15 protein-coding genes are annotated in these 14,413 nt (G+C 34.1%); 5 read left to right on the forward strand and 10 right to left on the reverse strand.

Annotated features, from left to right (window positions below; genetic code table 11):
* Position 1: 1 nt before the first annotated feature.
* The gene (locus tag IPN31_00585; GenBank protein ID MBK8680415.1) at positions 2–1,804 is read right to left on the reverse strand and encodes a gliding motility-associated C-terminal domain-containing protein; all 1,803 of its coding nucleotides are present in this window, start codon (positions 1,802–1,804) and stop codon (positions 2–4) included.
* A 181-nt stretch (positions 1,805–1,985) separates the two neighbouring features.
* Between IPN31_00585 and IPN31_00590 the strand changes: the two genes are divergently transcribed.
* The gene (locus IPN31_00590; protein ID MBK8680416.1) at positions 1,986–2,321 is read left to right on the forward strand and encodes a tRNA-binding protein; all 336 of its coding nucleotides are present in this window, start codon (positions 1,986–1,988) and stop codon (positions 2,319–2,321) included.
* An 8-nt stretch (positions 2,322–2,329) separates the two neighbouring features.
* Here the strand turns inward: IPN31_00590 and IPN31_00595 are convergent, their stop codons facing one another.
* From IPN31_00595 to IPN31_00615, 5 genes are all read right to left on the reverse strand, one after another.
* Positions 2,330–2,674, reverse strand: a complete 345-nt coding sequence (locus IPN31_00595) for a translation initiation factor (protein MBK8680417.1) — start codon at positions 2,672–2,674, stop codon at positions 2,330–2,332.
* Positions 2,675–2,691: 17 nt separating this feature from the next.
* On the reverse strand, positions 2,692–3,567 hold the full coding sequence (locus tag IPN31_00600; GenBank protein ID MBK8680418.1) for a diacylglycerol kinase family lipid kinase: 876 nt from the start codon (positions 3,565–3,567) through the stop codon (positions 2,692–2,694).
* The gene (locus IPN31_00605) at positions 3,567–5,429 is read right to left on the reverse strand and encodes an LTA synthase family protein (GenBank protein MBK8680419.1); all 1,863 of its coding nucleotides are present in this window, start codon (positions 5,427–5,429) and stop codon (positions 3,567–3,569) included. Before IPN31_00605 ends, IPN31_00600 begins: the two co-directional genes overlap by 1 nt.
* A 123-nt stretch (positions 5,430–5,552) precedes the next feature.
* On the reverse strand, positions 5,553–6,416 hold the full coding sequence (nadC, locus tag IPN31_00610; protein MBK8680420.1) for a carboxylating nicotinate-nucleotide diphosphorylase: 864 nt from the start codon (positions 6,414–6,416) through the stop codon (positions 5,553–5,555).
* Positions 6,409–6,804, reverse strand: a complete 396-nt coding sequence (locus tag IPN31_00615) for a DUF4783 domain-containing protein (GenBank protein MBK8680421.1) — start codon at positions 6,802–6,804, stop codon at positions 6,409–6,411. The genes nadC and IPN31_00615 overlap by 8 nt, the downstream gene beginning before the upstream one ends.
* Before the next feature lie 100 nt (positions 6,805–6,904).
* Between IPN31_00615 and IPN31_00620 the strand changes: the two genes are divergently transcribed.
* The 4 genes from IPN31_00620 to IPN31_00635 all read left to right on the forward strand — a co-directional run bounded on the left by IPN31_00620 (position 6,905) and on the right by IPN31_00635 (position 10,631).
* Entirely contained in the window at positions 6,905–8,443 is a 1,539-nt protein-coding gene (locus IPN31_00620) for a 2,3-bisphosphoglycerate-independent phosphoglycerate mutase (protein MBK8680422.1), read from the forward strand.
* Positions 8,443–8,991: a hypothetical protein gene (locus tag IPN31_00625; GenBank protein ID MBK8680423.1), complete on the forward strand. Its 549-nt coding sequence runs from the start codon at positions 8,443–8,445 to the stop codon at positions 8,989–8,991. Before IPN31_00620 ends, IPN31_00625 begins: the two co-directional genes overlap by 1 nt.
* 298 nt (positions 8,992–9,289) lie before the next feature.
* Entirely contained in the window at positions 9,290–9,736 is a 447-nt protein-coding gene (locus tag IPN31_00630) for a hypothetical protein (GenBank protein ID MBK8680424.1), read from the forward strand.
* A gap of 298 nt (positions 9,737–10,034) precedes the next feature.
* Positions 10,035–10,631, forward strand: coding sequence for a hypothetical protein (locus IPN31_00635; protein ID MBK8680425.1), 597 nt, complete (start codon positions 10,035–10,037; stop codon positions 10,629–10,631).
* Positions 10,632–10,663: 32 nt separating this feature from the next.
* Here IPN31_00635 and IPN31_00640 read toward each other — a convergent pair whose 3' ends face one another.
* The 4 genes from IPN31_00640 to IPN31_00655 all read right to left on the reverse strand — a co-directional run bounded on the left by IPN31_00640 (position 10,664) and on the right by IPN31_00655 (position 14,358).
* The gene (locus tag IPN31_00640) at positions 10,664–10,906 is read right to left on the reverse strand and encodes a hypothetical protein (protein ID MBK8680426.1); all 243 of its coding nucleotides are present in this window, start codon (positions 10,904–10,906) and stop codon (positions 10,664–10,666) included.
* 19 nt (positions 10,907–10,925) lie between these two features.
* The gene (locus tag IPN31_00645) at positions 10,926–11,525 is read right to left on the reverse strand and encodes a hypothetical protein (GenBank protein MBK8680427.1); all 600 of its coding nucleotides are present in this window, start codon (positions 11,523–11,525) and stop codon (positions 10,926–10,928) included.
* 507 nt (positions 11,526–12,032) lie between these two features.
* Positions 12,033–13,400 (reverse strand): dipeptidase, encoded by a 1,368-nt coding sequence (locus IPN31_00650; GenBank protein ID MBK8680428.1) that lies wholly within the window; start codon positions 13,398–13,400, stop codon positions 12,033–12,035.
* Between the two features lie 76 nt (positions 13,401–13,476).
* Positions 13,477–14,358, reverse strand: a complete 882-nt coding sequence (locus IPN31_00655; protein ID MBK8680429.1) for a pyridoxal-phosphate dependent enzyme — start codon at positions 14,356–14,358, stop codon at positions 13,477–13,479.
* Positions 14,359–14,413 lie beyond the last annotated feature (55 nt).

The raw sequence follows: 14,413 nt of genomic DNA on the forward strand, positions 1-14,413 counted from the left end.
CTCACCTCACCAACGTAAAACTCCCTGATTTTCGTCCGCTTTCTCCTTCTGGAATTGCGTAATCAATTACGTAAACATAGGAACCCATTTCACTTTCATTGTTTTTGAATTTACCATCCCAACCCTGATTGTAATCCGAAGTTTCAAACATCATTTCGCCCCAGCGATTATAAATGCGCATGTTGAAATTATTTAATGATTGGCAATCCAATTGTTTAAACTCATCATTTATTCCATCGTTGTTTGGAGTAAATGCATTGGGAACAATTATTTCACATAAGCAAGGGTCTGTAATTGCTATTATACTATCACGAGTTGTACATCCATTTGAATTTACATCTACCCAATATGTACCAATTTCTGTAATCGTAAATGTATTAGAAGTGGAACCATCACTCCATAAATAAATAAATGAATTTGGACCTGCATATAAGTCAACAGTTTGTTCGGGACATAAGCCAAAATCATTTCCAATATTCACTGATGGATAAGTACTATAATTTACAGCAAGAGAATCTTTATCCACGCAACCACCAAGTGTAACAGTTACATAATACAATCCATCAATTGTAATTAAATATGTGGGGCCTGTACTTCCATCTTGCCATAAATAATTTGCTCCCGGAGTTGTTGCATCTAAAAAAATTGTTTCGCCAATTCCACATACCGTTGTGTCGGGTCCGAAATTAATTACAGGGCCTGGAAAATATTCAGCAGCAACAGTATCACGATCAACACAATTCCCGACAGCCACTTCACACCACCATTCACCCGCTTCAAAAACAGTCAACGTAGGTAAAATAGAACCTGTGCTCCACAAATAACTATCGGCTCCGGCTGTAAATGCATTGAAGGTAAAACTCTGTCCTTCGCATAATGACTTATCGGGGCCGAGATCTAAAAAGTCAGGTGAAGCAACAGTTACTATTACAGTATCAGAAATAGTAAATCCACATTCATCAGAAATAGTTACGGTATAAGTTGTTGTTTCTGTTGGAGAAAAATAGGGATTATTAATTGTGTTATCGCTGATACCCACATCGGGTGACCATAAGTAAGAAGTGAATCCTGCGGGTACTGTAAGTTGTACAGAATCACCGGGGCAAACGCTGGCATCCGATAATTCATCTAAGCCTGTGAGATAATTAAAACATACTGTTTGATAATTATAAGAACCACCTGTTGCAGCAGTGAACCCCATATACACCAATGGATCACCATCAAAAATATCCGCCACAATATCACCTGTGTAAAACACTCGTAAATCGCAATCAACAAATACTGAAATGGTTTGCAAATCTGCCAACCAAACGATATTTACTTTATGAAAATCGCCATCTTCTGCATTATTTTCTCCTGAAATAATTTGTGTAGCAGGAGTGAGTGCAGTTTCAGCAAGATGATCAAGTACACCATCTCGCATAATACTCACATGGTCATACACAGGATCATTATTTTCTGCATTTTGCCATGTATCAAATTCAACATCCACGGAAGGTTCTATGCCATCATATCCAAGTCCACCACCAGTAGAACCAAGGCCGGTACTTACAGGTTGTAACACAAACGCAATTCCATCAGCACCACCTGCATCCAAATCGCCGAGATTAATAAAGAAGTCAACATTAAAATCATTTTCAAGACTGATAAGAGTATCATACCAAACAGAACCTGCCTGATTTGTTACTTCTTCAGTTAATTGAATACAGCCATCTCCTAAATCAACAGCATCACCATTTAAAATAAATTGACTATAGCCGGTAAATGTAAAACCGAGAGCAACGAAGAGTATTAGTTTTTTCATATTATAAAAGTAAACAGCGAAGTTAAGTATTGTAACACTAAGCAGTTAAATATCATCAGATTCTGAAGTATAAGCGATATAATCTCTGCACAGCAGAGTTTCCAAATGCATTTTTATTTACACCTATAAACTGTTTACTTCAATGATTCTGATTTGTATATTGCAATCAAATTGAATTATTATGGAGCAAATAAATTATAGTGATTTTGAAAAAATAGAAATTCGAACAGGTACAATTCTACATGCAGAAATTTTTGAAAAAGCAAAAAGGCCTGCGTATAAACTCACCATAGATTTTGGTGAGTTAGGAATAAAAAAATCGAGTGCACAAATAGCAGATTATTATTCCATTGATACATTACCCGGAAAACAAATTATTGCTATCGTAAATTTTCCGGTTAAACAAATTGCCAATTTTTTTTCTGAATGTTTGGTGTTGGGTGCAATTGAATCTGATGGGAAAGTGGTGTTGTTGCAAACCAGTATGCAAGTGAAAAACGGATTGCGGATTGCATAACAAGAATTTTACCCGCCAGCGAATTTAAATTTGTAGTTGAGCTTGGAAAGTATTTCACCAATTTTTTTACGATGATCACCTTGAATTAAAATCAATCCATCTTTCACACTTCCGCCTGTTCCGCATTTTGTTTTTAATTCTTTTCCCAATGCAAGCATTTCCTCGTCGCTCCCAATAAATTCATCTATGATAGTTACTTCTTTTCCACCACGATGTTTTTTCTCAAAGCGAATTTTCAGCATTTGTTGCTGAGGAGAAATAAATTCTTGTTCATCTTCATCACCAGCAGGAAATTTAAAATTCGGATCGGTAGAAAACACAAAGCCATTGGTATCATTTTTCTTTTTTGCCATTCTTGGAAATTAAAAATTTATTCAATTACCATTTGCAATGCGGCAGGCAAAACTGTGAATTCAAATTCTTTTGCCTTGTTTACAGTTTCACCATCAATCTGCAAATAAGTATAACCATCAGTTTCTACTTTCATAGTGCGACATTGAAATCGCTGCATACATTTTTCTTTACCGGTCATTTGAAACATAACCTGAAAAACTAATATTACAGCTCTCCATTTTTTTAAATCACGAATAATTACAACATCCAAAATTCCATCATCTGTTTTTGCTTCAGGTGCAATGCGAATATTATAACCATATTGACTTGTATTGCAACAATTGATGATATAGGCTTTACCGGAAATTATATTACCATCGTAGGTTATTTTATATTCAAATGGTTTGAAAACAAACAGACTTTTTATAGCTGCCCATGCATAGGTTAAAAACCCTCTTGTTTTTTCTCTGTCGAAAACTTTTGCAACGAATGCATCAAAACCAATTCCCACCAAACTGAAAAAATATAATTCATTTACCCTACCTGCATCAATGTGATTGCGATGATTGTTATTTATTAATTGAATAACTTTTGAAATAGATTTAGGATATCCTAAATGATGAGCAAGTCCATTACCTGATCCATAAGGTAAAACCACCAATGCAACATCAGAACCTAATAGGCCTACACCGGCTTCATTTACCGAACCATCACCTCCGGCAATAGCAACGATATCATATTTTTCTGCCACTGCTTTTTGTGCAAGTTCAGTTGCATGCCCACGATATTCGGTATAAATAATTTCATGATCGAATTGGGAATGATCAAGAAATTTCTCCACAAGATTTGGTATGCGCTTTTTATGCTTTATCCCGGCAACAGGATTTATTATAAACATTATTTTTCTTTTCACTACTCTGCAAGTTTGTTGTATATCATTGCATCATTATGCAATTGAATAATTGCTTTCAATCTATCCTCCATATTAAGCGTTTCATCCGGATATTCGGCACTCATATTTTTAATAAGCATACTGTCATTTTTATAATCGTATAATCCCAATACAGTATTTCCATTGTATTGCAACATGAAATTACTATCGAGCAACATATATTCACCTGCATGAAAATTAAATGCAAAATGTGGAGCTAAACTATCAAACACTGAATTTCCAAATGCAGTATATTTTCCGGTGTAGCCGATATAATCTAACACGGTAGGCATAATATCCGATTGCTGCACTACCATATCACTAGTTCCTTTAAATTGACCATTGGGTTTATATAATAATAGCCAGGTAGCATGTGCACCTATTTGATTTTGATAAAAGAAACTTCCCGGATTTGGAGGGCCGGGATGATCGGCAGTTAAAATAAATAAGGTGTTGTTATACCAAGGTTGTTTTTTTGCTTCTTCAAAAAATTGTTGCAGTGCATAATCTGTATAAGCTACTGTGGCCATCATTGGGATTTCTCCTTTGGGAAAACGTCCTGCATATTGATGTGGAATAGTAAATGGATGATGCGAAGAGATAGTAAATATTTCGGAATAAAACGGTGTGGGCAGTGTACTCATTTTATTTGCAGTCCATTTCAAAAATGGTTCATCAAATATTCCCCAGTTGCCATCAAAGTCTTTATCATTGCCATATTCGTTTCTCCCAAAATATCCATCGAAACCTGCACGTTCTAAGAATTTGTCGAAACCCATAGTACCGTTATTTGCTCCATGAAAAAAATAAGAACCATATCCCATTTTTTTTACAAGACTACCAACACCTACAAAATTATTTTGTTGATACACCGAAGAAATAAAAGGGTCTTCCATCATCACCGGGATAGAACTATTCACAGCAATAATTCCCTGATTGGATGATTTACCATTGGAATACGCATTTGTAAAACACAAACCCTCATTCATCAGTGAATCAAGAAAAGGTGTGAAATGTAGTTGAGGATAAAAATATCCGAGATACTCTTTTGAAAAACTTTCTAAAACAATTACACAAACATTATCTATTTGTTTTGGAATTGTATCCGGCCATTTATAAAACTGTTTTTTTTCGTGATGAATATTATAATAATTACTGAGGTGTTCGGGTTTGAAATAATCTTTTACTTCCACATGGCGATGACCAATTGCATAGATAACCGAGAAAGGTGTATTGATAATTAATTCAGAAAATCTGTTATCACCTAATTCTATTCCTGCATCATTCGGCGATATTATTTCTTGTTGTAATCCGCCTCTTGCACCTACCACTGAAAAAATTACTACTAAAGTCATTAAAATTATCTGTGCGGGATAATGAATTTGTAAGGGGCTTCTGCTTTTATTTCTTGCGATAAATTCTGTTTTGCGATACAACCATTCCACCAAAAGAATTATTATAAATGTCAAAACAAAAACTAACCAATAATCCTTCATTACCATTGGCAAAACACTGGTATCATTTGCCAAACCAAGTTCATGTGTAGAGGTGCGTTTTAATCCATAACGGAAATATATAAAATCACCGGCTTCTAAAAATAATGCAAGTCCGTTGCAGAGATAAAATAGTATTTTGACAATGCGTTGGTATAAAGGTGTTTCCCTGGCGGCAATCGGGATAACATGCATGATAATTAAGATAGAATTGATGTAAATGATAGAAGCGATATCATACCGCAATCCGTTTACCATGATCCATAAAAACTCTCCTACATTTAATTCTGGAAATAAATCACGATTGAAGGCAAAAAATAGAATGCGGCATATAATATAGACGATCAGCATTATGCCAAGTCGCTTAAATAAAATTTTCAGATGAAAAAATTGATCGTTCCACATTTCTCTGCGAAGTTACGAAATGCAGTGTGTGAAAAATTAGCTCTAAATAAAAGAGTGTGTTAAATAAAATTAAGGTGTATGAATAATTGCTTTAAAACTGAGATCAAGACCTTTCACCGAATGTGTAAGTTCACCCACCGAAATAAAATCAACACCGGCTGCACCTATTGCAGACACAGTATCTAAATTAATTCCACCGGAAGCTTCTATTTCATATTTGTTGCCGATTAATGCAACGGCAGTGTGTAAGTCTTCTAATTTATAATTATCCAGCATAATGCGATTCACACCACCTTTAGCTAATACTTGTTTTACTTCTGATATATTGCGTGTTTCTATTTCAACAGGAATATCAATTTTATTTTCTTCCAGATATGATTGCACTCTGTCAATGGCATTTGCAATTCCACCACAATAATCAATATGATTATCTTTTATCATCACCATATCATACAATCCCATGCGATGATTATAACCGCCACCTAAACGCACAGCCCATTTATCATAATAGCGCAATCCCGGAATTGTTTTTCGTGTATCTAAAATTTTTGCTTTTGTTCCACGTACCGATTGCACAAATAAATTTGTTCGTGTTGCAATTCCACTCATGCGCTGCATAAAATTTAATAGTGTGCGCTCCGCAATTAATAATGCTTGTATTCTGCCTGTTGCAGTAAACACTAAAAAGCCCGGTTCTACCCAGGCTCCATCAGGAATCATTTTATCAATTTCTATTTCTGGACTCACATGTTTCAGAATTTTTTCTGCAAGTTCTACACCTGCAATGATGCCATGTTCTTTCACCAATAATTTTGCTTTTCCAATTGCATCAGCATCAATCGTTGCAAGTGTGGTGTGATCACCTTCTTGAATATCTTCAATTAATACCGCATCAATCAGTTCGATAAAATCGAGCGTTTCAATATCATTCATTTTCAAAACTTAATTCCTGAATTAAATAAGACTCACCTTTTTTCTTGAGATACACATACGTTCTGAATTTTCCATTTGCCGTAGTTAATGAACCTATTGCATAATATGCGCTACCTCCCGATTCGCCATCGTGCATAAAACTAAAACCCTTGGGTGGATTTTTTACAAAAAAATCTTTTACCACTTGCTCGGCTTGTGCTTTACTGTAAGCACCTTCTTTATCATTTATTTTTATTTCAATGGTAGTATCAAAAAAGGAAGCGAGTTCTTTTGCGTTTCCCGTGCGTATTGCTTGTGCAATTGAGTCGAGATTGCTCGCAGTTGTCGCCATAATTAATAATGGAACAAGTAGAAATACAAGCAGATTTTTATTGATGTGATTTTTCATAAGCTAAAGATTATATGCAGAGTTAACGAAAATTATACCAATTCACAATTATAATTACTGTTGAATTTTACTCCGCTTACTAAATAACTAACTTTGTAGCATGCAGGTAAAGAAAAAAGTTATACTGATAATCATGGATGGATGGGGCCATGGAAAAAATGCTGCTGCAAGTGCAATTGCGCAAGCAAATACTCCGAATGTAGATAGTTATTATTCACGATTTTTAAATTCTGAATTGCGTACTGATGGTGAATTTGTGGGATTACCGGAAGGACAGATGGGCAATAGTGAAGTGGGGCATTTAAATATTGGTGCAGGCAGAATTGTGTATCAGGAATTGCAAAGAATTTTTGTTGCAATTGATTCCGGAGAATTAGCAGAAAATAATGTGTTGAAAAATGCAATTGAATACGCTAAAGCAAATGGTAAGAAAATACATCTTATGGGTTTAGTGAGTGATGGTGGTGTACATTCGCATACACGACATCTCACCGCTTTATGTGATATTGCAAATGCAAAAGGATTTGATATGAATCAATTATTTATTCATGCATTTACGGATGGCAGAGATACAGATCCGAAAAGTGGAATTGATTATATACAGAAATTAGAAAATCATTTGCAGAAAAGCGGGGGTAGAATTGCAAGTGTGATCGGAAGGTATTATGCAATGGATAGAGATAAACGTTGGGAGCGAATTAAATTGGCGTATGATCTTTTAGTAAATGGTATTGGTAAAAAATTTTTATCTGCATCCGCAGCAATTGAATCAAGTTATAAAGAAGATGTAACGGATGAATTTATTTTACCTGCTTCTATTGTTGGTGATGATGGAAAACAAATCGCAACAATTACAGAAGGCGATGTTGTAATCAGTTTTAATTTTCGCACTGATAGATGTCGTCAGATTACAAGAGCATTAACACAAGAAAATTTTCCTGAATATGATATGCATACAATTCCGCTGCATTATATCACTATGTCTAGATATGATCATGGATTTGAAAATGTAGGGGTAATTTTTGAAAAAGAAGATATTGTGAAAACATTAGGTGAAGTGCTGGAAGAAAATAAATTGCAACAGTTGCGAATGGCAGAAACAGAAAAATATCCGCATGTTACTTTTTTCTTTTCCGGTGGAAGAGAAAAAGAATTTATTGGTGAAGGTCGAATTATGAAAAATTCTCCGAAGGTTGCCACTTATGATTTACAACCTGAAATGAGTGCAGTTGAATTATGTGATGCATTGCTGCAACAAATTCCAAATAAGCAATATGATTTTATCTGTATCAATTTTGCAAACGCCGATATGGTTGGACATACAGGTGTGTTTGAAGCTGCAGTAAAAGCATGCGAAACTGTGGATACTTGTGTAGGAAAAATAGTGGACTCTGCAATTGAAAATGATTACTCAATTTTTTTTACTGCGGATCATGGTAATAGTGATTTTTTAATTAATGCAGATGGCTCACCAAATACTGCGCACACTACCAACCCGGTTCCGTTATTTTATATGGATGATTTAAAACAATACAATACATTATCCAACGGAAAACTTGGCGATCTTGCACCAACCATTTTATTTGTTATGGGAATATCCGCACCCAACGAAATGAGTGGTAACATTTTACTGAGTTAATGCAACGTTTAATTTTATATATCGCATTCGGTTTTGTTTTGCCTTCTTGCAATTTCAATACTGCATTACCTGAAAATGAAATGATTGCTTTCGATATTCCGGGATGGTTAAATGAGGGCTCACATTTAAATTCTATTTCTTCAAATACGCAAATAGAAAAGACGGTAGCGATGGATGATAAAACAGAAAGTAAATTCATTACACTTGCTGAGTTTGACAGCAGTTTACAAATGCTTGCAGAATTGGATTTAAATACTTCCCGATACGAAGGAAAATTAATTACTGATACCACAACATTATCGGATAGTACTTTTAGTATTCACTATACAATTCATTCAAACAGACTGCCGGTTAAAAGTGGTGAGATACAATTTTTAAATGCAGAGGTAACTTCACTACAATTGTTTACAGAAGAAAATAATATGTTGTATAACATTCAAAAAGAATACAACTATCAACCCGGTAAATCTTTTACTATTACTGTGGATCAGAAAACTATTTTTTATGGGGAGAAGCATTATAGTTTGCGATATGATATTATGCAGTAAAAAAGCTTTTTGATATTCTACTGATTTCAATAATTAATTCCGCAGGTTCTCAAAGGCTAACGTATAAGGATGCGTTTTTTTGTCCACGCAGCGTCTCCCGCTGCAAGCGGTGACGCTGCGTAAATGAATTTATTATTACTTTGTATACCATGTCTGTAAAAAGCACAAAGGTTGAGAAAAATGTAAACTACTTCTGTACGTTTACAAATTTTCAATGGCTACCACTTTTTGAAATCACCCACTTTTATGACGGTATATTTAAATGGTTTGATTTCCTGAAACAAAAAGGGATCCGGGTTTGTGGTTTTGTTATTATGCCAAATCATTTGCACTGTTTAATTTTTTACCTGAGGAAAGTACAACTATTGATAAAATTATAGGAAATGCAAAAAGGTTTATGGCTTATGAAATTGTAAAAAGATTAGAAGTTCAGGGCGATAGTTCAATATTAAATCTGCTAGAGAAGGGAGTTTCAGAAAAAGAAAAGATAAGTAATCACAAACACAAAGTTTTTCAACCATCCTTTGATGCGATACCTTGTTATACGTATAAATTTCTCCATCAGAAATTAAATTACATGCATCAAAACCCGGTTAGAAAATGTATGGTCAATTTCGCTGAAGAGTATAAATATTCGTCTGCTGAGTTTTATTTAACCGGTAAACAGGGTATTTATCCTGTTACTCATTATTTATATACTTTAGGCGAAATGCCTTATGATGATTGGTTAAAGAACCAACAATAGTTTATGATTTACTGAATCTTAATTCAGCAGCGTCACCGCTTGCAGCGGGAGACGCTGCTGAATATCATAATTATATAAATGTACTCTTTGGCAGTTGGTATATTCTACTCATATCAACATAAAATCCGTCAGTTTCTCCAAATAGCTAAGAAACAAGATGATTAGTAGGATGCATTTTTCAGGCGGTTGATTTTGTGGGGTAAAAAAATTTTTAAAGAGTTGTTCAAGCGAGCAGTATAAAGTATCAGTTGAAGTCAGGTGACGCTGCGCAAATGAATTTATTATTACTTTGTATACCATGTCTGTAAAAAGCACAAAGGTTGAGAAAAATGTAAACTACTTCTGTACGTTTACAAATTTTCAATGGCTACCACTTTTTGAAATCACCCACTTTTATGACGGTATATTTAAATGGTTTGATTTCCTGAAACAAAAAGGGATCCGGGTTTGTGGTTTTGTTATTATGCCAAATCATTTGCACTGTTTAATTTTTTTACCTGAGGAAAGTACAACTATTGATAAAATCATAGGAAATGCAAAAAGGTTTATGGCTTATGAAATTGTAAAAAGATTAGAAGTTCAGGGCGATAGTTCAATATTAAATCTGCTAGAGAAGGGAGTTTCAGAAAAAGAAAAGATAAGTAATCACAAACACAAAGTTTTTCAACCATCCTTTGATGCGATACCTTGTTATACGTATAAATTTCTCCATCAGAAATTAAATTACATGCATCAAAACCCGGTTAGAAAATGTATGGTCAATTTCGCTGAAGAGTATAAATATTCGTCTGCTGAGTTTTATTTAACCGGTAAACAGGGTATTTATCCTGTTACTCATTATTTATATACTTTAGGTGAAATGCCTTATGAAGATTGGTTAAAGAACCAACAATAGTTTATGATTTACTGAATCTTAATTCAGCAGCGTCACCGCTTGCAGCGGGAGACGCTGCTGAAACTGAAATTATGCATGCTGATTACAGTATCATTAATTATATTAAATGTATCTGCTTTGCCGAAACGAAATGTTTTGTCGTATAAAATACCTGTGCTCATATCAGCAGTATCAAGCTGCATAAAAATGCTGTCGAGTTTGCTTGGTGTTTGTTGGCCAATTAAATAGCTAAGAGAAAACAAGTAAATTGAAATTAGTAGTATGCATTTCTTCATGGCGGTTGATTTTTATGAGTTAATAAAATATTTCAAAGTAAGTTGTATCAAAAGCTGAGCAGTATAAAGTATCAGTTGAAGTCATTTCACCATATAATGCCCAATATAGAATATTATTAATATTGCCATAAACCTTATATAAAACAATGGTATCAACATCTTCTCCATTGAATCCATCTGTAACATATCCATTAATATCAAAATTATCATATATTGAAGTAGGAGGAATATTCTTAAAATGAATACTCAACCATCCTTCCGGCTGCAAAAAAACAGTAACATCTGTTTCGCCGCCTGTATTATCTACAAAAGTGATGTTATCACCGTCGATGTTCCAGTATTGGTCTTTTATGGCATAAACATAATAGCTATAGCCTTTGCGGGCTTCAAAATCAAAAGTAAAATTGCCGTCGGCATCAGAATATATTTCGTCTATTAAAACACCGCCTAATCCCCAAGAATTTTCTCCATCACTTTCAAATAGTCCTACATCTGCATTTTCTATTCCGGCATTGGTTGTTTTGTCTTTTACGCTGCCGTTAATTTCTGTAGGTCCGCTTTCTTTTTCACAAGAAATAATTAATAAGCTTATTATCGTTAATAAATATATTTTTTTCATAATCCTATTTTAGATTAGTCTATTCGATAGTTATACAATTAAATATAATGATAAATAATTATTCTGGTGTAATACATTTTGCATCTTGTATTTAAAACTCAAAAGAATAATTAAATTATTTTTGGTTTATACTTTTGGATTATCTAAATTAAATCAGATAATTATAAAAAATAAATTTATTTTCAAGTAAAGAATATAAACCATGGGTTTTATTTTAATTAATACACTTGTAATGTGTGATTTAATAAATAGTAAATTAAAATATAAATACTGATACGCAGGTTCTCAAAGGCTAACACACAAGGCTACGTTTTGAGGAACTAGCTGGTAGGTGCGGGAAATATTGAATGAAAGAAACTGAGTTATTGGTTCAAATATTTTTTTGTCTGAATCACTGATTAATTGGATTACACAGATTTCAAAATATTATCTTAAAAAAAATCTGTGTAATACATTAACCCGTTTTAATCCCTGCCTACGGTAGGCAAGCGTGATTCAGAATTAATATTAATTCTTCCCTGCATAATAATGAAAGAACCACGGAATAGTTTCTATGCCTTTATAGTAATTGAATAGCCCATAATTTTCATTGGGTGAATGGATGGCATCGCTGTTTAATCCAAAGCCCATTAAAATAGATTTTGCGCCAAGTACATCTTCAAACAATTTCACAATTGGAATACTGCCACCTTCTCTTGTTGGTATCGGTGTTATTCCAAATGTTTTTTCCATTGCCTGCATCGCTGCCTTCATCGGTGGAAAATCTAAAGGCACCACAACAGGTTCGCCACCATGATGAGAAATTACTTTTACATGCACATACGGCGGGGTAATTTTTTTAATATGCTTTTCAAATAATGCCGCTATTTTTTCTGAACTCTGATTCGGCACTAATCGCATCGAAATTTTTGCACTTGCTTTTGATGGCAATACTGTTTTTGATCCTTCTCCCATATAACCTCCCCAAATTCCATTCACATCTAATGTTGGTCGGATAGAAACTCTTTCCAATGTGCTATATCCTTTTTCACCTTTCACTTCATCTATACCTAAATCTTTTTTGTACTGCGATAAATCAAAAGGCTCCTTCGCCATTTCTTTGCGTTCATCATCACTCACTTCTTCTACATCATCGTAAAATCCTTCTATAGTTATATGTCCATCTTTATCAATTAAAGAAGAAATCATATCGCAAATTGTATTGATTGGATTTGCAACTCCACCACCATATACACCACTATGTAAATCACGATTAGGACCGGTAACTTCTATTTCCATATAGGCAAGTCCACGCAAGCCAACTGAAATGGAAGGCACATCATTCGCAACAATCGAAGTATCGGAAATAAGAATTACATCACAAGATAATTTATCAGTGTATGTGCGAATAAATTCACCGAGATGTTCTGAACCCACTTCTTCTTCGCCTTCAATTAAAAATTTAATATTACAAGGCACCGCATTATTTTTCATCATTGCTTCAAATGCTTTTACATGCATATACACTTGTCCTTTATCATCACATGCACCACGAGCATATATTTTTCCATCTTTTACCACTGGTTCGAAAGGTGGTGAGTTCCATAAATCCATTGGGTCAGGTGGCTGCACATCATAATGTCCATATACTAAAACTGTAGGTAAATTGTTATCTATAATTTTTTCTCCATATACAATCGGATGTCCTTTTGTTTCGCATACTTCCACATTATCTGCACCTGCAATTTTTAATTTATCCGCCAACCATTTTGCTGTGCGTTCCATATCCGGTTTGTGTTTTGAATCTGCACTCACAGAAGGAATGCGCAGCACTTCTAATAATTCATTCAACAAATTTTCTTTGTTGGTTTCAATATAATTCTTAATAAATTCCATAATATTTTTTTTTGGTAATTAAACAAATATAAACAATGCATTACTGAGCAAAATTGATTTGCGTTATAATATAGTTTTATGCTTTTATAATTTTTTCAAAACGATATTCCCATCCATCAATTCCCTGCAAACCTCCGGTATGTATTGCAAGAATTTTTTTACCCGGTTCTATTTTATCATGATCAATCATAAAGAAAATACCACCCATCATTTTACCCGTATAAATAGGATCCAACATGATATTATATTCTTTATAAAATTTTCGGATAAATTCAATCAGCTTCGAACTGAATTTTGCATATCCACCATAATGAAAATTAAAATTCACATCCCAGGTAATATCTGCATTGGGTGATTTAGCTAACCCTTTAATTGCTTTTGTCAATGTATCATCTCCACGCAAAACAGAAATGCCGGTTACATGCGTTTTTAATTCCTGTGTTGAAATAATTCCTGCAATAGTTCCACCAGTACCTACTGGTAGAAAAATGCGATCATACTTATTTTTTAGGCCGGATAAAATTTCTGCACAACCTTGAATTGCCAAATCATTTGTGCCACCTTCCGGCAATAAATAAAAGTTGCCGAATTTATTTTTCAATGTAGTTTCAAATGCAGGAGTTGCTCTATGTTGATATGCTTCTCTATTAATAAATTCCAATTGCATACCCATACTTTTTGCAAATTGTAATGTGGGATTATTTGGATTGTCTTCGCCACGAATTATTCCAATCGTTTTTATATCGTGTTCTTTGCCGGCGGCAGCAGTTGCATAAATATGATTTGAGAATGCACCACCGAATGTGAGCAGTGTATCTAACTTTTGATTTTTGTCTTCGGCAATATTATATTTCAATTTAAAATACTTATTGCCTTGCAGTTTATCACCAATTAAATCCAATCGCAAAATATCAATTGGAAAATCTTTATAAACTATTTTGTCTGTTTGTAATTGCATTGCTTAAAACTAAGAAGCATAATTTAAAAACGAATAAAAAAAAGCAGGAAAATTT

It is taken from the genome of Bacteroidota bacterium (assembly GCA_016715425.1).
In the GTDB taxonomy this organism is placed as follows: domain Bacteria; phylum Bacteroidota; class Bacteroidia; order Chitinophagales; family BACL12; genus JADKAC01.

What these genes read in the sequence shown, in the direction of transcription:
- IPN31_00585 (MBK8680415.1), bottom strand. Translation starts at nt 1,804, where the DNA reads ATGAAAAAACTAATACTCTTCGTTGCTCTCGGTTTTACATTTACCGGC.
- IPN31_00590 (MBK8680416.1), top strand. Translation starts at nt 1,986, where the DNA reads ATGGAGCAAATAAATTATAGTGATTTTGAAAAAATAGAAATTCGAACA.
- IPN31_00595 (MBK8680417.1), bottom strand. Translation starts at nt 2,674, where the DNA reads ATGGCAAAAAAGAAAAATGATACCAATGGCTTTGTGTTTTCTACCGAT.
- IPN31_00605 (MBK8680419.1), bottom strand. Translation starts at nt 5,429, where the DNA reads ATGCTGATCGTCTATATTATATGCCGCATTCTATTTTTTGCCTTCAAT.
- nadC (MBK8680420.1), bottom strand. Translation starts at nt 6,416, where the DNA reads ATGAATGATATTGAAACGCTCGATTTTATCGAACTGATTGATGCGGTA.
- IPN31_00615 (MBK8680421.1), bottom strand. Translation starts at nt 6,804, where the DNA reads ATGAAAAATCACATCAATAAAAATCTGCTTGTATTTCTACTTGTTCCA.
- IPN31_00620 (MBK8680422.1), top strand. Translation starts at nt 6,905, where the DNA reads ATGCAGGTAAAGAAAAAAGTTATACTGATAATCATGGATGGATGGGGC.
- IPN31_00625 (MBK8680423.1), top strand. Translation starts at nt 8,443, where the DNA reads ATGCAACGTTTAATTTTATATATCGCATTCGGTTTTGTTTTGCCTTCT.
- IPN31_00635 (MBK8680425.1), top strand. Translation starts at nt 10,035, where the DNA reads ATGTCTGTAAAAAGCACAAAGGTTGAGAAAAATGTAAACTACTTCTGT.
- IPN31_00640 (MBK8680426.1), bottom strand. Translation starts at nt 10,906, where the DNA reads ATGAAGAAATGCATACTACTAATTTCAATTTACTTGTTTTCTCTTAGC.
- IPN31_00645 (MBK8680427.1), bottom strand. Translation starts at nt 11,525, where the DNA reads ATGAAAAAAATATATTTATTAACGATAATAAGCTTATTAATTATTTCT.
- IPN31_00650 (MBK8680428.1), bottom strand. Translation starts at nt 13,400, where the DNA reads ATGGAATTTATTAAGAATTATATTGAAACCAACAAAGAAAATTTGTTG.
- IPN31_00655 (MBK8680429.1), bottom strand. Translation starts at nt 14,358, where the DNA reads ATGCAATTACAAACAGACAAAATAGTTTATAAAGATTTTCCAATTGAT.